14 protein-coding genes, 1 pseudogene and 2 riboswitches are annotated in these 19,543 nt (G+C 75.7%); of the genes and pseudogenes, 2 read left to right on the forward strand and 13 right to left on the reverse strand.

Annotation, left to right across the window (positions count from 1 at the left end):
- Positions 1-76: 76 nt before the first annotated feature.
- The 9 genes and pseudogenes from OSR43_RS02180 to OSR43_RS02220 all read right to left on the reverse strand — a co-directional run bounded on the left by OSR43_RS02180 (position 77) and on the right by OSR43_RS02220 (position 11,245).
- Entirely contained in the window at positions 77-757 is a 681-nt protein-coding gene (locus OSR43_RS02180) for a Crp/Fnr family transcriptional regulator (protein ID WP_302269337.1), read from the reverse strand.
- A gap of 35 nt (positions 758-792) precedes the next feature.
- On the reverse strand, positions 793-1,491 hold the full coding sequence (locus OSR43_RS02185) for a ferredoxin (protein ID WP_302269341.1): 699 nt from the start codon (positions 1,489-1,491) through the stop codon (positions 793-795).
- Entirely contained in the window at positions 1,488-2,321 is an 834-nt protein-coding gene (locus OSR43_RS02190; RefSeq protein ID WP_302269342.1) for an ABC transporter ATP-binding protein, read from the reverse strand. The genes OSR43_RS02185 and OSR43_RS02190 overlap by 4 nt, the downstream gene beginning before the upstream one ends.
- Positions 2,318-3,361 (reverse strand): FecCD family ABC transporter permease, encoded by a 1,044-nt coding sequence (locus OSR43_RS02195; RefSeq protein ID WP_367891524.1) that lies wholly within the window; start codon positions 3,359-3,361, stop codon positions 2,318-2,320. Before OSR43_RS02195 ends, OSR43_RS02190 begins: the two co-directional genes overlap by 4 nt.
- A 2-nt stretch (positions 3,362-3,363) precedes the next feature.
- Entirely contained in the window at positions 3,364-4,377 is a 1,014-nt protein-coding gene (locus OSR43_RS02200) for an ABC transporter substrate-binding protein (protein WP_302269345.1), read from the reverse strand.
- Positions 4,378-4,404: 27 nt separating this feature from the next.
- Positions 4,405-4,594, reverse strand: a riboswitch (cobalamin riboswitch).
- A 63-nt stretch (positions 4,595-4,657) separates the two neighbouring features.
- Positions 4,658-5,362: pseudogene (locus OSR43_RS02205) on the reverse strand (cobalt-precorrin-6A reductase); the annotation flags it as partial.
- Entirely contained in the window at positions 5,359-6,849 is a 1,491-nt protein-coding gene (locus OSR43_RS02210) for a cobyric acid synthase (protein WP_302269347.1), read from the reverse strand. The gene OSR43_RS02210 and the pseudogene OSR43_RS02205, both read right to left, overlap by 4 nt.
- Positions 6,846-7,601 carry a precorrin-6A synthase (deacetylating) gene (gene cobF, locus OSR43_RS02215; protein ID WP_302269348.1) on the reverse strand — a complete coding sequence of 252 codons (756 nt, stop codon included), beginning with the start codon at positions 7,599-7,601 and terminating at the stop codon, positions 6,846-6,848. The genes OSR43_RS02210 and cobF overlap by 4 nt, the downstream gene beginning before the upstream one ends.
- The gene (locus OSR43_RS02220; RefSeq protein ID WP_302269349.1) at positions 7,598-11,245 is read right to left on the reverse strand and encodes a cobaltochelatase subunit CobN; all 3,648 of its coding nucleotides are present in this window, start codon (positions 11,243-11,245) and stop codon (positions 7,598-7,600) included. Before OSR43_RS02220 ends, cobF begins: the two co-directional genes overlap by 4 nt.
- 61 nt (positions 11,246-11,306) lie before the next feature.
- A riboswitch (cobalamin riboswitch) is annotated at positions 11,307-11,373 on the reverse strand.
- A gap of 220 nt (positions 11,374-11,593) precedes the next feature.
- Here OSR43_RS02220 and mqo point away from each other — a divergent pair.
- A complete protein-coding gene (gene mqo, locus OSR43_RS02225; protein ID WP_302269350.1) occupies positions 11,594-13,150 on the forward strand; it encodes a malate dehydrogenase (quinone) in 1,557 nt (518 codons plus the stop codon).
- 48 nt (positions 13,151-13,198) lie between these two features.
- Here the strand turns inward: mqo and OSR43_RS02230 are convergent, their stop codons facing one another.
- Genes OSR43_RS02230 through OSR43_RS02240 form a run of 3 tightly spaced genes read right to left on the reverse strand, consistent with a single transcriptional unit; the run spans position 13,199 to position 17,059 of the window.
- Positions 13,199-14,374: a serine hydrolase gene (locus OSR43_RS02230; protein WP_302269351.1), complete on the reverse strand. Its 1,176-nt coding sequence runs from the start codon at positions 14,372-14,374 to the stop codon at positions 13,199-13,201.
- A 32-nt stretch (positions 14,375-14,406) separates the two neighbouring features.
- Entirely contained in the window at positions 14,407-16,293 is a 1,887-nt protein-coding gene (locus tag OSR43_RS02235; RefSeq protein ID WP_302269352.1) for an FtsX-like permease family protein, read from the reverse strand.
- 1 nt (position 16,294) lies between these two features.
- Positions 16,295-17,059 carry an ABC transporter ATP-binding protein gene (locus tag OSR43_RS02240; RefSeq protein WP_302269353.1) on the reverse strand — a complete coding sequence of 255 codons (765 nt, stop codon included), beginning with the start codon at positions 17,057-17,059 and terminating at the stop codon, positions 16,295-16,297.
- 195 nt (positions 17,060-17,254) lie between these two features.
- Between OSR43_RS02240 and OSR43_RS02245 the strand changes: the two genes are divergently transcribed.
- On the forward strand, positions 17,255-17,866 hold the full coding sequence (locus OSR43_RS02245) for a calcium-binding protein (RefSeq protein ID WP_302269354.1): 612 nt from the start codon (positions 17,255-17,257) through the stop codon (positions 17,864-17,866).
- A gap of 348 nt (positions 17,867-18,214) precedes the next feature.
- On the opposite strand, the gene OSR43_RS02250 is transcribed toward OSR43_RS02245, so the two are convergent.
- Positions 18,215-19,504, reverse strand: coding sequence for an HNH endonuclease signature motif containing protein (locus tag OSR43_RS02250; RefSeq protein ID WP_302269355.1), 1,290 nt, complete (start codon positions 19,502-19,504; stop codon positions 18,215-18,217).
- Positions 19,505-19,543 lie beyond the last annotated feature (39 nt).

Genomic DNA, 19,543 nt, shown 5'->3' on the forward strand with positions numbered 1-19,543 from the left:
CGGTGAGCGGGGGGTGAAGCGCGCGCGTCGGGGAGGTGACGGCGCCGGACGGGCCGCGTCCCAGCGGGCGCGGGCCTCAGCGGGCGAAGCGCCGCAGGCGGTCGCCGTCCAGGATCGCGATCGACCGGCGGCCCAGCTCGATCCACCCGCGGCCGGCGAGGTTCGACAGCGCCTTGTTGACCGTCTCGCGGGCCGAGCCGACGAGCTGGGCGAGCTCCTCCTGGGTGAGCTGGTGCTCGACGACCACGACACGGCGGTCGTCCTCGACGCCGAACTGCTCGGCGAGCTTGAGGATCAACCGCGCCACGCGGGTGGGCACGTCGGCGAAGACGAGGTCGGAGATCACGTCGTTGGAGGCGCGCAGCCGCCGGCCGAGGTGGCGCAGCAGCAGCGGGGCGGCCGCCGGCTGCTCGATGAGCCAGCGGTCGAACCGTGCCTGGGACAGCTCGAGCACCACCGACGCGGTGAGCGCGGTGACGGTGCCGTGCCGATCGCTGCCGTCGAGCAGGGACATCTCGCCGACGGTGTCGCCGGGGCCGAGGACGGCCAGGATGTTCGGCCGGCCGGTGGCGGTCGTGCGGGTCAGCTTGAGGCTGCCCTCCTGCACCAGGCACAGGCTGCGGCCCGGCTCCCCCTGCTCGAAGAGCCGGTCGTGGCGGTCGAGGTGGCGGACCTCGAACGCCGAGAGCACCTCGGAGAGGACCGCCTCGTCGAGGCCGAGCGCCGGGCCGAGGGCAGCGGTGACCGCAGGGTGCACGGCGTGAAACCTTTCAATCATGTGACCATCGTGACTTATGGGCGGTCGTCCCGGCTCGTCACTCGCCGAAGACGGAGCCGTTCGACCGGCGTCCCGCCCACCAGGTGCTCCGCGACGAGGGCCGCGGCCCCGGCCGGGTCGACGGTGCCGTACCAGACGTCGTCGGGGTGGACCGTGACGACGGGCGCCCGGTTGCACGGGAACTGGCAGCCGGTCTGGGTGAGCAGCACGTCGTCGTCGCCGAGGCCGTGCTCGGCCAGCGCCAGCACCAGCGCGCCCGCGGACTCCTCGGCACCCGCCGCGGTGCACCGCGGACCGCGGCAGACGAGCACCTGGTGGCGGTGCCGCGGGACGTCCTCCCAGGCCCCGGACCGCAGCCCGGCGCCGCCGTCGGTGACCGGCCTCGCCCGGGAGACGAGGTCGTCCCAGCCCGTCTCGTCGGTGAGGTACGCCGGGGCGGTCAGCAGCTCGGGCGCGCCGGCGCCGTACGTCGCCCACCAGTGCGCCGCGACCCGGCGCAGCCACGACACCCCGGGGCCCGTCGCGCCGCCGACCCCCACCACGACCACGCGGGTCGCGCCGTCGTCGGCGAGCCGCGTGAGCGTGGTGCCGAGGCCCGGCGAGCCGAGCTGCAGGAAGGCCAGCTCGGCTCCCACGCGGCGGGCGAGGCCGAGCAGCTCCCCGCGCCGGGCCGGGTCGCCCGGCGAGGTGCCGACGAGGACGAACGCCGTCACGGGGCCTCCTCCACGGGGCCGTCCCACACCAGGTGCTGGCGGGAGAGCCGGGGGTGCGGGGCGAGCGACGCCCGGACGCCGTACACCTCGCCCAGCAGCGGGGCGGTCAGGGCGGACCCGACCGGGCCGTGGCCGCGGACGCGGCCGCCGTCGAGCACCACCACGTCGTCGCAGAAGGCGGCGGCCAGCTCCAGGTCGTGCAGCGCCGCGACCGCGGTGAGCCCGAGCTCGCGGACCAGGGAGAGGAACCGCAGCTGCTGGCCGAGGTCCAGGTGGTTGGTGGGCTCGTCGAGCAGCAGCACCTCCGGCTCCTGGGCGAGGGTGCGCCCCAGGTGCGCCCGCTGCCGCTCGCCGCCGGACAGCGTCGCCCAGGGTCGCTCGGCCAGCGAGGTGAGCCCGACCATCCCCAGCACGTCCTCGACGACGTCCGCCCCGTGCGGGTCGCGCGCGGCGCCGCCCAGCCGGCCGCGGTGCGGCAGCCGGCCCAGGGTGACGACCTCGCGGACGGTCAGGTCGACGGTAGTGGCGGCGTGCTGCTCCACCAGGGCGACGGTGCGGGCCCGCCGGCGGTCGGGGAGCCCGCGCAGGTCGGTGCCGCCGACCCGCACGGTCCCGGCGGCGGGGCGCCGCAGCCCGGCCAGCACGTGCAGCAGGGTGGTCTTGCCCGAGCCGTTGGGCCCGAGCAGCCCGGTCAGCCGGCCGCCCTCGGCCCGCAGGCCCACGCCGTCGAGGACGGTGCGGTCGCCGAGCCGGACGGTGACGCCCTCGGCCACGAGGTCGGCCAGCTCGCCGTGGGCGCCGCGGTGGACGCAGTTCGAGCGGTGGGTCATGCGGTGGTCCTCCTCGCCATCAGCCAGACCAGGACGGGGACGCCGATGAGCGCGGTCAGCGCCCCGATCGGCACCTCCTGCCCGTCGACCAGCGAGCGCGCGGCGGTGTCGGCCCAGACCAGCAGCACCGCACCCGCGACCGCCGAGGCCGGGAGCAGGTCGCGGTGCCGGGAGCCGACGAGCGGTCGCACCAGGTGCGGCACGACCAGGCCCACGAAGCCGATCGCCCCGGCGTACGCCACGGTCGTGGCGGTGACCAGGGCGGTGCCCACCATCAGCACCCACCGGGTCGCGGTCACCGGGACGCCCAGGGAGCGCGCGGACGTCTCGCCGAACGCGAAGGCGTCGAGCCGCTCGGCGTAGGCCAGGAACCACACCAGCGCCACCAGGGCGGCCGCGGCGAGGACCAGCGCGCTGCTCCAGCGCAGCCCCGCGAGCGAGCCGAGGGTCCAGGCGAGCACCCGGCGGGCCGTGTCGCCCTGGCCGTGCATGATCACGACGACCGAGGTGTAGGCCCCGCACAGGTGCGCGACCGCGACCCCCGCCAGCACCGTCCGGTGCGGGCGGAGCGCGCCGCCGCCGGCCGAGGCGACCAGCAGGACGGCCGCGAGCGCGGCCAGCGCGCCCAGGAACGCCGCGGCCGGGAGCACGGCGCCGGCGGCGAGCCCGCCCACGCCCAGGCCCAGGACGATCACGCTGACCGCCCCCACCCCGGCGCCGCTGGAGACGCCGAGCAGGAACGGGTCGGCCAGGTCGTTGCGGGTCAGCGACTGCAGCACCGCGCCGCACGAGGCGAGCACGGCGCCGACCGCGACCGCGCCGAGGACCCGCGGCAGCCGCAGCTGCCAGACCAGCTGGTCCTCCAGCAGGCTCACGTCGAGCTCGCCGAGGCCCGCCCGGCGCGCCAGCACCGCCAGCACCCGGGTGACCGGCACGTCAACCGAGCCGACGCCCAGCGCGACCGCGCAGCTGCCGAGCAGGACGAGCAGCGCACCGACTGCCAGGAGGCCCCGGCCGCCCCGGCCGCGAGCGCTCCGCAGGCTCACCCAGCTAGCCCGAGCTCGCCGAGCTGGTCGGCGAGCGACGCGGCGCCGTCGACCAGCCGGACCCCGGCGGTCGACTCCGAGAACGGCACCACGGCGTAGTGCCGCTCCCGGACCGCGGTCAGCCGGCTCAGCACCGGGTCGGACTCCAGGTAGGCCCGCTTGTCCGCGGCGGGATCCCAGGCGGCGTCGACGAGCACGATGACGTCGGGGTCGGCCGCCAGCACGTCCTCCCAGCTGCCCTCGGCCCAGGAGCCGTCGAGGTCGCCGAAGACGTTGTCCGCGCCGACCGCGTCGAGCACCAGCTGGGGCCCGCCCTCGCCGGCGCCCACGTTCGGCGACCGGGTGCCGCCGTCCCACCACACGACGTCCAGGCCCGAGCCGGCCGCCTCCTCCTCGAGGTCGGCGAGCCGGTCCTCCTGCTCCGCCCGGAGCCGGTCGGCCGCCTCGGGGTGGCCCAGCGCGGTCGCGACGTCCTCGACCTCGCCCCAGACCGCCTCGAACGACGCCCCCGGCCGGTCGCCGGCCTCGGGGCAGCCGAAGGGCGAGAGGTAGGAGCCCACGCCCGCGGCGGCGAGGTCCTCCTGGGTGCCGGCGACGGCGGGCTCGAAGGCGCTGGCGTAGGACGCGTAGACGAAGTCCGGACCGGCGGCCAGCAGCTGCTCGTTCGTGGGGTACTCCGCCGACAGCACCGGCACCGCGTCGTACGCCGCCCGCCACCGCGGTGGCACGGCGTCGTCGAGGTAGGCGGTGCCGGCGAGCTGGTCTGCCAGGCCGAGGGCCAGCACGACCTCGGTGGCGCCCTGGTTGAGGGTGACCACCTCGCTCGGCGGCTCGGTGACGGTGACCTCGTGGCCACAGCTGGTGACGGTGACCGGGCGGTCGGCGGCCCCGGGCGGGGCCGGCTCGGCGGCCGGTGCGCCGGTGCACCCGGACAGCAGCCCGGTGGTGAGGACGGCCGCTGCGAGCAGGGCCGCGGGGGGTCGGGTGGGCAGGACGGTACGACGGATCATCGGTGGTGCTCTCTTCCAGGAACCCTCGTGGAGGTGAAGCGCCGTGGCCGGTCTCCTGGCTCGCGCATCGACGTCCGACGACCGACCTTCCCAGGCTTGCGCCCAGTGGTCCTGACACCTGGGGTGTCAGTGAGGTCGCGGGACTCCGCGCTCACAGTGGCGAGGGCCGCGCCGGTCTTGCACCGGCTTCCCGTGCACCACGGCACGCGGAACGTACCACCGTGGCGTCGGCGCCACCGGCACGGTCCGCGGCGGGTCGGGCCGGCTGGGCGAGCACCCACTCCAGGGCCGGTCCCGCGGCGTCCACGACCGGCGTCCGCGGGTCCGGCGCGGGGCGCGCGATCACGACGACCGGCACGCCCAGGTGGGCGGCGGCCTGCAGCTTGGGCCAGGTGTGGGAGCCGCCGGAGTCCTTGGTCACCAACACGTCGGAGCCGTGCTCGCGCATGACCGCGAGCTCGCCGTCGAGCGTGTACGGCCCCCGGCTGGCGAGCAGGCGCCAGGCCGCGGGCAGCTCGAGGTCGGGCGGGTCCACGACCCGGGCGAGCACGGCGAGCGGGCCGAGGTCGGGCACGAAGCGGGCCAGCTCCTGGCGGCCGACGGTCAGGAACGGCCGGGCGCCGAGCGCCGCCGCCCGCGCGGCGGCCCCGTCGTGGGTGTCGACGACGTGCCAGGCCGGGTCCCGCTCCCAGCCGGGTCGCTCCAGCCGCAGCAGCGGCACGGACTCCGCGGCGCACGCCGCGACGGCGTTGGCGCTGATCCCGCGGGCGAAGGGGTGGGTCGCGTCGACGACCACGTCGTACGCCGCCAGCGCGGCGCGCAGGCCGTCCACCCCGCCGAAGCCGCCGATCCGCACCGGGCCGACCGGCAGCCGGGGCCGCGCCACCCGGCCGGCCAGCGAGGACGTCACGTCCACCCCGCCGTCGACGAGCACCCGGGCCAGCTCGCGGGCCTCGCCGGTGCCCCCGAGCAGCAGCACCCTCACCGGCTCGACCCGTCCAGGCCGAGGGTGAGCGTGGGCAGGTCGGCCGGCGCCCCGTGCCGGGCGAGGTCCAGCAGCACGTCGACGTCGAGGTGCTCCTCGACGAGGTCGGCCAGCAGCTCCATGCGGTGCTCGCGGGCGGCGGCGAAGGACACCCCGGACGGCTCGACCCCGACGAGGTCGGCGAGGAGCGCCGCCCGGAAGTCGTCCCCCTCCAGGCTGCCGTGCCACATCGTCCCCAGGACGTGCCCGGACCGGGCGCCGCCGAGGAACTCCTCCGCACCGTCGTCGCGCGCGACCCGCCCGTGGTGGATCTCGTAGCCGCTCGTGGCGGCCCCGAGGGCCGCGCCGGCCGGCAGCCGGAGGACCTTGTCGCGGGCGAAGGTGGTGCGCACCGGGAGCAGCCCGAGCCCGGCGGCGCGCGCCCCGGCCGGGCCCTCGACGCCGTCGGGGTCGAGGACCTCGGTGCCGAGCATCTGGAAGCCGCCGCAGATCCCCAGCAACGGCCGCCCGGCGCGGACGTGCCGCTCGAGGGCCACGTCGAGGCCGCGGTCCCGCAGCCAGGCCAGGTCGGCCAGCGTGGCACGGGTGCCGGGCAGCACGACGAGGTGGGCGTCGGCCAGGTCGCGCGGGTCGGAGGCGAAGACGACGTCGAGGTCCGGCTCCAGCCCGAGCGCGTCGACGTCGGTGAAGTTGCTGATCCGCGGGAGCCGCACCACCGCGACCCGGACGCGGGCCGCACCGCCCGCACGGCGACCCTCGAGGTCGAGGGCGTCCTCGGAGTCCAGCCACAGGTCGGGGTGCCAGGGCAGCACGCCGTGGACCGGGCGCCCGGTCAGCTCTACGAGCCGCTCCAGCCCGGGCCGCAGCAGGCCGAGGTCGCCGCGGAACTTGTTGACCACGAACCCCGCCACCAGCGCCTGGTCGGCCGGGTCGAGCACCGCCAGGGTCCCGAGCATCGCGGCGAACAGCCCGCCGCGGTCGATGTCGCCCACGACGACCACCGGCAGGTCGGCGTGCCGGGCCAGCCCGAGGTTGACGTAGTCGCTCGCGCGCAGGTTGACCTCCGCCGGGCTCCCGGCGCCCTCGGCGACCACGACGTCGAACCGCGCGGCCAGGTCGTCGTACGCCGCGTGCGCGGCCGCCGCGAGGTGGCGGCGGCCGGTCGCGAAGTCGGTCGCGGCCACCTCCCCGGCCGGTCGCCCCATCACCACGACGTGGCTGCGGCGGTCCGAGCCGGGCTTGAGGAGCACCGGGTTCATCGCCGGCTCCGGGGCGACCCGGGCGGCCAGCGCCTGCACCCACTGGGCGCGGCCGATCTCGGCCGGGGCGCCGTCCCGGTCGAGGCACACCATGGAGTTGTTGGACATGTTCTGGGCCTTGTACGGCGCCACCGCGACCCCGCGGCGGGCGAACGCGCGGCACAGGCCGGTGGTGACGACCGACTTGCCGGCGTCCGACGTCGTGCCGGCGACGAGCAGGCCGCTCACCGCGCGGGCCGTGCGGGCTGCTCGGCCGGCGCGCGCAGGAGGTAGGCGTCCATCACCCAGCCGGCCTCCCGGCGCGCCTCGGCCCGGGCGGACCGGACGTCGGCGAGCACGTCCCCGACCCGGCCCGCGACGAGGCGCTCGCCGACGGCCCCGAGGTTCGCGCCCCACCAGATCCGCCAGTCGGCCAGGGCGACCAGCCCGTCCAGGCTCGCGCCCGAGCCGAGCATCACCACGAGGTTCTCCTGGCCGGCCAGGACGTCCTGGGCCAGCCGGCGCGCGGTGGTGAGGTGCACCGGCTGGCCGATGTCGTGCAGCACCACCCGGTGCCGGGCGGCCAGCACCTGCGGGGCGCTGATGCCCGGCACCACGTCCCAGGTCAGCGGCGTCCGCTCGGCGGCCTGCTCGACCACCCGCAGCGTGGAGTCGTAGAGCGACGGGTCGCCCCACGCCAGGAACGCCGCGGTCCCGCCGCGGGCGGCCAGCTCCGCGGCGTACAGCTCGACCCGCTCAGCGTGCCACGCCCGCACGGCGGCGGGGTAGTCCGGCGGTCGCTCCCGGTCGCGCCGGGGGTCGGTCACCTCGACCAGGGGGAGGTCGAGCTCGGCGCAGACCTGCCGGCGCACCTCCAGCAGCTCGTCCTCGCCGCTCTTGCGCGCGGCCAGCACGTAGTCGGCACCGCGCAGCGCCCGGTCGCCCTCGCGGGTCAGGTGGTGGGGGCCCATGCCGATCCCCACCACGTGGACGTGGGTCACCGCGGCCCGCCCGCGCCCTCGCCGGCGCCGTCGTCCTCGAGGTCGCCCTCGACCTCGAGGTAGACCTTCTGCAGGGAGGCGAGCGTCTCGGGGTCCGGCACCTCCCACAGGCCCCGGTCGGCGGCCTCGTGCAGGCGCTCGACGATGCCGCGCAGCGCCCACGGGTTGGAGCGGCGCAGGAAGTCCTGGTTGGTCTCGTCGAGGACGTAGGAGGCGGCCAGCGACTCGTACATCCAGTCGTGCACCACCCCGGCGGTCGCGTCGAAGCCGAAGAGGTAGTCCACGGTCGCGGCGAGCTCGAAGGCGCCCTTGTAGCCGTGCCGCTGCATCGCGGCGATCCAGCGCGGGTTGACCACGCGGGCCCGGAAGACGCGGTTGGTCTCCTCCTGCAGGCTGCGGGTCCGCACCGCGTCGGGGGAGGTGGAGTCGCCGACGTACGCCTTGGGGTCCGCGCCGGTCAGCGCGCGGACGGTGGCGACCATCCCGCCGTGGTACTGGAAGTAGTCGTCGGAGTCGGCGATGTCGTGCTCGGTGCTGTCGACGTTCTTGGCGGCCACCTTGATCCGGCGGTACGCCGTGCGCATGTCGTCGGCGGCCGGCGCACCGTCGAGGCCGCGGCCGTAGGCGAAGCCGCCCCACGCGGTGTAGACCTCGGCCAGGTCGGCGTCGTCGCGCCAGCTGCCGGACTCGACGACCTGGAGGATGCCCGCGCCGTAGGACCCGGGCTTGGAGCCGAAGATCCGCGTGGTGGCCCGGCGCTCGTCGCCGTGCTCGGCGAGGTCGGCCCGGGCGTGCGCGCGGACGAAGTTGACGTCGTCGGGCTCGTCGAGGGCCGCGACCATCCGCACCGCGTCGTCGAGCATGGCGACCACGTGGGGGAAGGCGTCGCGGAAGAACCCCGAGATCCGGACCGTGACGTCGATGCGGGGCCGGCCGAGCTCCTCGAGGTCGATCACCGCCAGCTCCCCGACGCGCCGCGACATCTCGTCCCACACCGGCCGCACGCCGAGCAGCGCCAGCACCTCCGCGACGTCGTCGCCGGAGGTCCGCATCGCGCTGGTGCCCCACACCGAGAGGCCGACCGAGGTCGGGTGCTCCCCGGTCTCCTCGAGGTAGCGCTGCACCAGCGACTCGGCCATCGCCTGGCCGGTCTGCCAGGCCAGCCGCGACGGCACCGCCCGGGGGTCGACGGTGTAGAAGTTGCGTCCCGTCGGCAGCACGTTGACCAGGCCGCGCAGCGGCGAGCCGGACGGGCCGGCGGCGACGTACCCGCCGTCGAGCGCGTGCAGCAGGGTGTCCATCTCGTCGGTCGTGGCCGCGAGCCGGGGGACCACCTCGGTGGCGGCGAACCGCAGCGCCGCGCGCACGTCGGCGTCCTCGTGCAGCCCGTCGACGGCGGCGGGGTCCCAGCCGGCCCCGGCGAGTGCGGTGACCAGGCCCCGGGCCCGCTCCTCGAAGGCGTCCACCTCGGCCGTGCCGGCGCCCTCGGTGAGCCCGAGCGCGGCCCGCAGGCCGGGGACGGCGTGCCCGACGCCGCCCCAGACCTGCGAGGCGCGCAGGATGGCCAGCACCAGGTTGACCAGCGCCTCGCCGGTCGGCGGCTGGCCCAGCACGTGGAGCCCGTCGCGGATCTGGACGTCCTTGATCTCGCAGAGCCAGCCGTCGACGTGCAGCAGGAAGTCGTCGAAGTCGTCGTCCTCGGGCCGCTCCTCGAGGCCGAGGTCGCGGTGCAGCTCGGCGGCGCGCATGAGGGCCCAGATCTCACCGCGGATCGCCGGGAGCTTCGCCGGGTCCATCGCGGCGATGTTGCCGTGCTCGTCGAGCAGCTGCTCGAGGCGGGCGATGTCGCCGTAGGACTCCGCCCGCGCCATCGGCGGGACGAGGTGGTCGACGATCGTGGCGTGGGCGCGGCGCTTGGCCTGCGCGCCCTCCCCGGGGTCGTTGACGAGGAAGGGGTAGAACAGCGGCAGGTCGCCGAGCGCCGCGTCGGTGCCGCAGGCCGCGGACAGCGCGGCGTTCTTGCCCGGCAGCCACTCCAGGGACCCGTGCTTGCCCAGGTGCACCACGGCATGGGCGCCGAAGCCGCCCTCGGCCGCGGGCGCCTCGAGCCAGCGGTACGCCGCGAGGTAGTGGTGGGTGGGGGCGAGGTCGGGGTCGTGGTAGATCGCCACCGGGTTCTCCCCGAAGCCGCGCGGCGGCTGGATCAGCAGCACGACGTTGCCGGCGACGAGCGTGGCCAGCACGATCTCGCCGGCGTCGTTGACGAACAGGGTGCCGGGCGCCTCGCCCCAGGCCTCGGCCATCCCGTCGCGCAGCGCGGCCGGCAGGTCGGCGGTCCACGCGGCGTACTGCTCGGGGGTGATCCGCACGTGGGCGTCGGTGAGCTGGCCGGAGGTCAGCCACTCCTCGTCCTGGCCGCCGGCGGCGATCATCGCGTGGATGAGCGCGTCGCCGGCCTCGGTGTCGTCCTCGAGGTCGAGCCCCGGGACGGCGCCGGGGCCGCCGAGGTCGTAGCCGGCGTCGCGCAGCCGGCGCAGCAGCCGGACGGTCGAGACGGGGGTGTCGAGCCCGACGGCGTTGCCGATCCGCGCGTGCTTGGTGGGGTATGCCGAGAGCACGAGCGCCAGCTTCTTCTCGCTGTTGGGCACGTGGCGCAGCCGGGCGTGGTTGATCGCCAGGCCGGCGACGCGGCGGCAGCGCTCGGGGTCGGCGACGTAGCGGGGGAGCCCGTCGGCGTCGATCTCCTTGAACGAGAACGGCACGGTGATGACCCGGCCGTCGAACTCCGGGATCGCGACCTGGTTGGCCGAGTCCAGCGGCGTCACCCCGTCGTCGTTGGCCTCCCACTCCGCCCGGCTGCTGGTCAGGCACAGCCCCTGCAGGACGGGGACGTCGAGCGCGGCGATCCGCTCCACGTCCCAGCTCTCGTCGTCGCCCCCGGCGCTGGCCGAGGCCGGCACGCTGCCGCCCGCCGCGAGCACGGTGACGACGAGCGCGTCGAGCTCGCCGAGGGCCTCGAACAGCTCGTCGGGCGCGCTGCGCAGGGACCCGGCGAAGACCGGCACCCCGACGGCCCGGCCGGTCGCGTCGATCGCGTCGGCCAGGGCGTGGACGAAGGCGGTGTTCCCGCTGGCCTGGTGGGCCCGGTAGTACAGGACGCCCACCCGGGGGAGGGACGGGTCGACGGGCCGGTCGGCCGCCTGCGGGCGCTGGGCGAGGCCCCAGGACGGGATCTGCGCCGGCGGCTCGAAGCCCTCGCCGGTGAGCAGCACGGTGTCGGAGAGGAACGCGTGCAGCTGGGCGAGGTTGTCCGGGCCGCCCTCGGCGAGGTAGCGGTGCGCCTCGGCGGCCACGCCGATCGGCACGGTCGACAGCTCCATCAGCTCCGCGCTCGGCTGCTGCTCCCCGCCGAGCACCACCACCGGCACCCCGGTCTCCCGGATCCGCCGGAACCCCCCGCACAGGTCCTGCGGCCCGCCGAGGATGCGGGCGACGACCAGGTCGGCGCCCTCGATGGTCTCGGCCATCGACTGGTGGCCGGGCCGGGACGGGTTCGCCAAGGTGTAGTCCGCGCCGCTCGCGCGGGCCGACAGCAGGTCGGTGTCGGACGTGGAGAGCAGGCAGATGCGCGTGGACGCGGCCATGGCCGGGTTCCTCCTCCGGGGTTCTCGCCCCGTCGAACGGTCGGATCGAGCCCCAGCGCAAGTGTCTGGCTGACGGCCCGGAGGCCGCGTCACAGTGGCGGAACCGCCCCGGAGTCTCACCGGGTTCCTGTGCGAGAGGCGTGCCCGGCACCCTACGGGAGCGCGGCGTCGCGCGGGCGTTCCCCGGCACCCGGCGGCACCGGAGCCGCACCGGGCTGCACCGCTGCTGTGGCGCACCTCTCAGCCCGGGACCCTCCCGACCGGGGCACTGACAAGGGTGCGGTATGGCCCCGTCACAGTGGGTCGTCGGCAAGGAAGCCCTGCGCTGAGCGATCAGGAGAACGACCCGTGCAGCCTGACGGTAACGACGTCCACAGCACCTCCGCCACGAGCGGTCCCGCCCACGACGGGCCGCCCGGCGCGGCAGGGTCGTCGGCGGCGTACGACGCGCTCCTCGTGGGCGGCGGGATCATGTCCGCCACCCTCGCGACGCTGCTGCACCAGGTCGAGCCGACCTGGCGGATCGGCATCGTCGAGCGCCTCGACGAGCTGGCCCAGGAGTCCTCGGGGCCGTGGAACAACGCGGGCACCGGGCACGCCGCGCTGTGCGAGCTGAACTACTCGCCGCAGCGGCCCGACGGGTCGGTCGACGTCAGCAAGGCGATCGAGGTCAACGAGCAGTTCCAGGTCACCCGGCAGCTGTGGTCCTTCCTCGTCGAGAACGGCGCGCTGCCGGACCCCTCGACGTTCATCCACCCCAGCCCGCACCTGTCGTTCGTGTGGGGTGCCGAGAACGTCGAGTACCTCCGCCGCCGCCACGCGCTGCTCGCCGAGCACCCGCTCTTCGCCGGCATCGAGCTCACCGAGGACCCCGACGTCATCGCCGAGTGGGCGCCGCTGCTGATGGCGGGCCGGGACCGCTCCGAGCCGGTCGCGGCGACCCGTGCCCTCGGCGGCACCGACGTCGACTTCGGCTCGCTGACCCGGCAGCTGGTCACCGGCCTCGCCGACAGCGGGGCCGTGCGCCTGCACCTCGGCACCGAGGTGCGCCGGCTGACCCGCACCCCCGAGGGCTGGCACGTGACCGGCACGCACGACTTCGACACCACCGCACGCTTCGTGTTCGTCGGCGCCGGCGGGCAGGCGCTGACCCTGCTCCAGCGCTCGGGCATCGAGGAGATCCGCGGCTACGGCGGCTTCCCGGTCAGCGGCGAGTTCTGGCGCACGACCAACCCCGAGATCGTCGCCCGGCACCAGGCCAAGGTCTACGGCAAGGCCGCCGTCGGCGCCCCGCCGATGTCGGTCCCGCACCTCGACACCCGGGTCGTCGACGGCGCCCCGAGCCTGATGTTCGGGCCGTACGCCGGCTTCAGCCCGCGCTTCCTCAAGCACGGCTCGCTCTTCGACCTGCTGCGGTCGGTGCGGCTGCACAACCTGCGGCCGATGCTGCAGGCCGGCCTGCGCAACCTCGGCCTCGTCGTCTACCTGGTCCAGCAGCTGCTGGCCAGCAAGAAGGCTCAGCTGAAGGAGCTCCAGGCGTTCTTCCCCGACGCCCGCGCGGAGGACTGGGAGAAGATCACCGCCGGCCAGCGCGTCCAGGTGATCAAGGACGTCCCGGGCCAGGGGGGCGTGCTGCAGTTCGGCACCGAGGTGATCACCGCCCGGGACGGCAGCATCGCCGGCCTGCTCGGCGCCTCGCCGGGCGCCTCGACCGCCGTCCCGGCGATGCTCGACGTGATGGCCCGCTGCTTCCCCGACGAGATGGCCGACTGGCGTCCCTCGCTGGAGAAGGCGATCCCCAGCTACGGCCGCCGGCTCAGCGACGACCCGGAGCTGGCGCGCACGGTCCTCGCCCAGACGTCGTACAGCCTCGACCTCGACGGCGCGGCCCCGCCCACCCGCTGAGCGGGCGCCGGGGCCGCGGTCCCGGGGTGGACCCGGTCGCCGGTGGGTTCAGGACCGGCAGATCGCTGCCTCGACGGTGCGGCTGACGGCCGCCAGCTGCTCGAGGTCGTGCGGCAGCGCGTTGACGGTGACGACGGCCCACCGGCCGTCGGCGGTCACCAGGTTGCGGGTGGTGAAGCCCTGGATGTCCCCGCCGTGGCCCCAGCCGGTGACGTCGCAGCCGAGCCGGTGCTCGGCCAGGCCCAGGCCGTAGCGCCAGCCCGGGTCGGCGTCGAAGCCGGGGGCGCGCACGGTCTCCTTCATCTCCGCCAGCTGCGCGGCCGGCAGCAGGTCACCGCCCAGCAGGGCCTGCATGAACCGGCCGAGGTCGCGCGGCGAGGAGACCAGCTGACCGGCCGCCCAGCCCAGCGAGGGGTCCATCCGGGTCAGGTCGTGCCAGCGGCCGCCCCGCTCGTCGCTGTGGTACCCGTGCCCGTGGGTCCCGCGGATCCGCTGCTCGCCCGGGTGCGGCCAGTAGGTGTCGTCGAGCTCGAGCGGAGCGACGACCCGCTTGCGGATCTCCTCGCCGACCGGGCGTCCGGTGACGCGCTGGACGAGCATCCCGAGCACGACGTAGTTGGTGTTGCTGTACGCCCAGCGCCTGCCGGGCGTGAAGGCGAGGTCCTCGGCGAGGGCGGCGTCGAGAAGGTCGTGCGGCTCGAAGTAGGTGTGCGCCACCGACCGCAGGGAGCCGCCGCCCTCGATGACCAGGGTGTCGTAGTCGGGCAGGCCGCTGGTCTGCTGGAGCAGCTGGCGCACGGTGATCCGGCGCCCGTCCCCGCCGCGGCCGCGGACGACGCCGGGGAGGTACCGCTCGACCTTCGCGTCGAGGTCGACCTCGCCCTCGGCGACGAGCTGGAGCACGACGGTGGCCGTGAACATCTTGGTGTTGCTCGCGATCCGCACGCGGCCGTCCTTCGGCAGCGGCGCGCCGGTCTCGAGGTCGCCGGCGCCGGCGCGGTAGGTGCGGACCTTCCCGTCCGAGCCGCGGACGGTGGCGACCACGCCGGGGAAGCCGGCCCGGTCGACGAGCCGGTCGAGCCGGCGCTGGAGGCCGGCGTCGTCGGCGGCGTCGGGCTGGGCCGTCGTGGTGGCGGTGGCGGTGGCGGTGGAGAGCAGGCCGAGCGGCAGGACGGCGGCCGTGGCGGCGAGGGCGGTGCGGCGGAGCAGGGTGGTGGGTGACATCGAGTTCTCCTTCATCGGTGGGATGGGGTGGGTCAGGGGCGGGCGACGCGGGCGGCGACCGTCGGGACGGTGCCGGCGACGCTCACCACCAGCACCAGGCCGAGCAGCACGCCGTACGCCGTGACGTCGAGCGCCGGCACCGCGGCGCCGAGCAGCCCGAAGGACGTGCCGAGCACGGCGGGGACGACGGCGAGGGTCCCGATCGCGACGGCGGCGACGGCGACGAGCAGGGACTCGACGAACGCCATCCGCACCAGCTGGGGCCGGGTGGCGCCGATCCGGCCCAGCAGCCGCAGCTCGTCGCGCCGGCCGACGGTCGACATCACCAGCGCGTTGCCGGCGCCGAGGAGCACGAAGGCCAGCAGGGCGAGCAGCAGCACGGTGGAGAGCCGCTGCTCGGCGGCGTCGGCGCTGGTGGCCGACGCGACGTACGCCACGGTCGTGGTCGCATCGATGGCGGCGCCGTCCAGCGCGGCGGTCGTCGCGGCGGCGTCGTCGGTGTCGACGAGCACGGTGTCGGCGCTGGTCTCGACGCCGAGGGCGGCGGTGGTCGCGGTGCCCACCGTGTAGTCGCCGAAGCCGAGGCCCCGGTCGTAGACCGCCGCGACCCGCAGCTCGGCCGTCCCTCCGCCGGCGACGCGGACGGCGACGGTCTCGCCCGTCCCGGCGCCGGAGAGCAGGCGGGCGTCGGTGCTGACGGCGACCGTGCCGGGCTCGTCCAGGGCGGCGAGGGAGCCGTCGACGACGTCGGGGTCGTACGCCGCCGGGTCGGTGCCCTCGGCGAGGACGCGCAGCGCGGCGGACTCCCACGACAGGCTCTCCAGGCCGGGGACGTCCTCGTCGTCGGTGCGGACCCGGGCGGGGACCGTGGCGACCGGGGTGGTGCCGGTGACGCCCGGTGCGCCGGACACGGCTGCGAGGCCGGCGTCGTCGAGCCCGTCCGGTGCGGTGACCACCAGGTCGGCGGAGATGCCTGCGGTGAGCTGCTGGACGGCGGCGTCGTGGACGGCCTCGCCGGTGCTGGTCTGCACGGTGCCCACCGCGACGACGGTCGCGAGCGGCACGACGACCGCGGTGAGCCGGCGGGCCGAGCCGCGGGTCGCGGCGAGGGCCAGCCGGGTGACGGGGGAGCGGCGGGCACCGGTCCCGGCGGAGGCGAGGACGCGCTGCACGAGCAGCGGGCCGGCCAGGGCGGCGGCGCCGACCAGCAGCATGGCCGAGGTGGCGGCGGTGGCGCCGCCGACGGTGCCCGGGACCACGAGCGGCGAGCCCGCCGCGACCAGCCCGAGGACGGCGGTCCCGAGGGCGGCGGTGCGGCGCACCCGGCCGACCTCGCGCGGCTCGACCAGCGTCGAGCGCAGCGCGGCGGTCGGCGGCAGCCGCAGGGTGTCGCGGGCGGCGAGCCGCCCGGCGACGACGGCGACCGCCCCGAGGACGAGCACGGCCGAGAGTGCCGGCCAGGGCGAGACGGTCGGGGTGAAGCCGGCCGGGACGAGGGAGGCGTCGACCAGCAACGGGGTGGTCCACCGGGCGGCCACGAGGCCGGCCACGGAGCCGACCGGGCCGGCGACGGCTGCGAGCAGCAGCAGCTCGGCGGTCACCACGCGGCGTACCTGCCCGTGCGTGGCGCCGACGGCGCGCAGGACGGCGAGGTCGCGCTGCCGGGGCCGCATGGCGAGCACGACGGTGGCGGCGACGACCAGGACGACGACGACCAGCGCGGTGCCCAGGTAGGAGCTGGCGAGCGCGACCAGGGTGGCGCCGTCGGGGCCGCCGTCGACCGACGGCCCGGTGCGGAGGCCGGACTCGACGAGGACGCCGCCGGCCGAGAGCAGGGCCGCCGCGGCGACCAGGGCGAGGAGGGTGCCGACAAGGGATCCGGGGTGCGCGGCGACGGCCGAGCGGGCGAGGCGCCACATGTCAGGCACCCGCCGTCGTGCGCAGGGCGGCGGCGGCGACCAGGTCGGCCGTCGGGTGGTCGATCCGGTCGCGGAGCCGGCCGTCGGCCAGCACCAGCACGCTGTCGGCGGTGGCCGCGACGTGGGGGTCGTGGGTGACCACGACGACGGTCTGGCCGAACCGGTCGGCGGTGGAGCGCAGCGCGGCGAGCACCTGCTTGCCCGTCGCGGAGTCGAGGGCGCCGGTCGGCTCGTCGGCGAACACGACGGTGGGGCGGGTGACCAGCGCCCGGGCGATGGCGACGCGCTGCGCCTGGCCGCCGGAGAGCTCCACCGGGCGGCGCTGCTCGAGGCCGCCGAGGCCGAGCGCGGCGACCAGCTCGGCCTGCCAGGCCGGGTCGGTCGACGCCCCGGCCAGCAGCAGGGGCAGCGCGATGTTGTCGGCGACCGAGAGGTGGCCCACCAGGTTGTAGGCCTGGAAGACGAAGCCGACGTAGCGGCGGCGCAACCGCGTCAGCGCGTCCGGCGACAGGCCGCCCAGGTCGTGGTCGCCGACCAGGACGCGTCCGCTGGTCGGGGTCTCGAGGCCGGCGGCGCAGTGCAGGAAGGTCGACTTGCCCGATCCGGACGCGCCGACGACCGCGGTGAACGAGCCGGCCGGCAGCGCCAGCGAGAGCCCCCGCAGCGCGTGCACCGGCTCGGGGCCGGCGTAGGTGTGGCGGACGTCGTCGAGGAGGACGGCGGTCGCGGTGCGGGTCGTGCTGAGCGTGGGAGTGGGGGTCTGCATCGGTGCTCCTGGGGTCGTCGTGGGGATGTCCACGACGCTAGGAACCGGCGGCCCCCGCCACGAGCCGCCAAAGGACCAACCTGCGCGGTTGCATCCTTCGATGGAGGTGGCCCGCGACGGCCCGCGAACCTTTCCGGAGCCGGCGGCGTCGTACCCGCGAAACCACTCGGAACAGCAACCTGGAGAGGACCTCGCATGACCACGTTCCCGACCCGCCTCGGCACCGCAGCGCTCACCGCGGTGCTGCTCGCCACCTCACCCCTCGGCCTCGTCCCGCGGGCCGACGCCGCCGTCCTGGAGGGCACGCCGGGTCGCGACCGGCTGCCGGGAACGGCGCAGGACGACGTGATCCGCCTGTACGGCGGGAACGACGGCTCGCGCGGGCTCGCCGGTGACGACCGGATCGTCGGCGGCGACGGACGCGACGGCCTGTACGGCGGCGACGGGGACGACCGGGTGATGGGCGGCCCGGGGCGCGACAACCTGTTCGGCGGCGCGGGGTACGACGTCATCGTCGGCGGTGCCGGCGCCGACCAGGTGTGGGCCGATCCCGACGGCGTGGACGACCTGGTGCTCACCGGGGGTGGCGACGACCACGCGCTGGTCTACGGCGGCGACCGGATGCGGGCGGGCGCCGGCGACGACGTCATCCGCCCGACGTCGGTCAACCCGAAGCGGATGGAGATCTGGTGCGGTCCCGGTCGTGACGAGGTGCTGCTGCCCAACGGCGGCGACGTCGGCGAGCCCGACCCCACCCGGCCGATCGTCCACGACTGCGAGGTCGTGAAGATCGACCCGTTCCACTGAGCGCAGCGGCGCTGCTCGTCAGTCCGAGCCGCCGCAATGTCCGGGCCACCCCTGGTCTGCGGCGGGTGGGACGCGTTCGCGCTCCGGTAGGCAGGGTTGAGCAGGACCCCGTCGGCCGCTCGCTCCGTGAGCCGCCGGGTCCAGGTCGAGGCGCCGCGGGCCGGGGCGGGGAGCAGCGTGCGCCGTCGACCGGCCTCATCCGCAGTCCCACGGCTCACCTCCTCGGGCCCGTCAGTGTGCGAACGCCGGAGCAAGCAGAGACGGGGTGCGCTCGGCCCGTCGAGGAGCTGGCCGGGCGTGCCTGTGCCCCGCCGGTTGGTTGCTCCGGCGGGGTGTGGGGCGGGGCGGCTACTGGTCGGGCGGGTCGGTGGTCTCGTGGGTGCCGTGGTGGTCGACGCGGTAGGTGAGCCCTGTGGGGCTGCGCCACAGGTAGGTCCCTGGTCGGGGTGTGTGTTGGTGCCAGACGGTGTGGGTCTTGGCGCGGTGGTGGCGCCTGCACAGGGGGGCGATGTTCTCGGTCGCGGTGGGTCCGCCCCTGCTGTGGGGGATGACGTGGTCGTCGTCGACCTTGCTGGTGGTGTGGGCGGGGCGGGTGCACCAGGGGAAGACGCAGTGGTGGTCGCGCAGCCGGGTCTGGACGGAGAGGCGGTCGGGGACCTCGTAGGCCTCGACGTGGATCCGTTCGTTCAGGTCGATCACGGGCTTGACGGTGATGGGTGCGCCGTCGCGGGCGGCGCGGGTGCACCACTCGGCGAGCTGGGTGGTGAGCACGAACCCCCTGGTGGCTTCGACCCGGGTGACGCGGTCGAGTTCACCATCTGCCTTCTGGTGGACGTGGACGACCAGGGGTGTGGGGTCGGTGTCGAACTGCAGCTGGAGCTGGCGGCGGGCCATGTCGCCGGCGGCCATCGCCCGCCGCGCGCCCTCAGCCTCTTTCGAGCCGAGCTGGGCGAGGCGGGCGGCGCCCTTGGTGATCGCGTCCTCGAGGTCGAGGGCGTCGGCGAGGTCGAGGGTGCCCCAGATGTCGACGTGGCCGTCGTAGGAGACCTGTCGGGTCTGGATGGTGAAGTGGCGTGCTTCGGTGCGTTCGTACCGGACCCGTTCGGCTTCGGCGGGGTCGAACCGGACCAGTGCTTCGTCGAGGAGCCGGTCGAGCGCGGCGGGGCCGATGGTGGCGGCGACGGGGGCGACGTGGGTGTCCACGAACCCCGCACCGGCTTTGGGCAGGTGCAGGGTGCGCCGGGCGATGGACCGCGCTTTCCACGCCGGGAGGGCGAGGTTGGTGACCTTCGCCCAGGTCCGGGGGAGGCGGTAGCGCAGCTCGAGGGCCTCGGCGAGGTAGGCGCGGCCGGCGTCCTCGGACTTCCCGATCCCGGCGGCGAACTCGATGACGGCGAACTCGCTCACCAACGGTGCGCCGTCCCCGGCGAGGCCGACGGCTTTGTCGCCGAACCCCTTCAGCGTCGACCACGCCGAGGCGGTGCTGATTGATTCGGCGGGGTGCATCACGCACCACTGCACCGCCGCCTGGAGCAGCTCTGCCTCGGCGGCGTTCGCCGCGCGCTGGATCGCACGTGCAGCGGCGAGCACGTCGGCTGGGGTGTCCAGCGGGTGCTCGAGCGTCGCGGGGAGGGCCATGGCCTTATTCTACTCGCACGTGTGTTCGAATGGAAGGTG

Origin of the sequence: Nocardioides sp. Arc9.136, assembly GCF_030506255.1 — a bacterium.
Taxonomy (GTDB): domain Bacteria; phylum Actinomycetota; class Actinomycetes; order Propionibacteriales; family Nocardioidaceae; genus Nocardioides.

What these genes read in the sequence shown, in the direction of transcription:
- OSR43_RS02190 (WP_302269342.1), bottom strand. Translation starts at nt 2,321, where the DNA reads ATGACCCACCGCTCGAACTGCGTCCACCGCGGCGCCCACGGCGAGCTG.
- OSR43_RS02200 (WP_302269345.1), bottom strand. Translation starts at nt 4,377, where the DNA reads ATGATCCGTCGTACCGTCCTGCCCACCCGACCCCCCGCGGCCCTGCTC.
- OSR43_RS02220 (WP_302269349.1), bottom strand. Translation starts at nt 11,245, where the DNA reads ATGGCCGCGTCCACGCGCATCTGCCTGCTCTCCACGTCCGACACCGAC.
- OSR43_RS02230 (WP_302269351.1), bottom strand. Translation starts at nt 14,374, where the DNA reads ATGTCACCCACCACCCTGCTCCGCCGCACCGCCCTCGCCGCCACGGCC.
- OSR43_RS02235 (WP_302269352.1), bottom strand. Translation starts at nt 16,293, where the DNA reads ATGTGGCGCCTCGCCCGCTCGGCCGTCGCCGCGCACCCCGGATCCCTT.
- OSR43_RS02240 (WP_302269353.1), bottom strand. Translation starts at nt 17,059, where the DNA reads ATGCAGACCCCCACTCCCACGCTCAGCACGACCCGCACCGCGACCGCC.
- OSR43_RS02245 (WP_302269354.1), top strand. Translation starts at nt 17,255, where the DNA reads ATGACCACGTTCCCGACCCGCCTCGGCACCGCAGCGCTCACCGCGGTG.
- OSR43_RS02250 (WP_302269355.1), bottom strand. Translation starts at nt 19,504, where the DNA reads ATGGCCCTCCCCGCGACGCTCGAGCACCCGCTGGACACCCCAGCCGAC.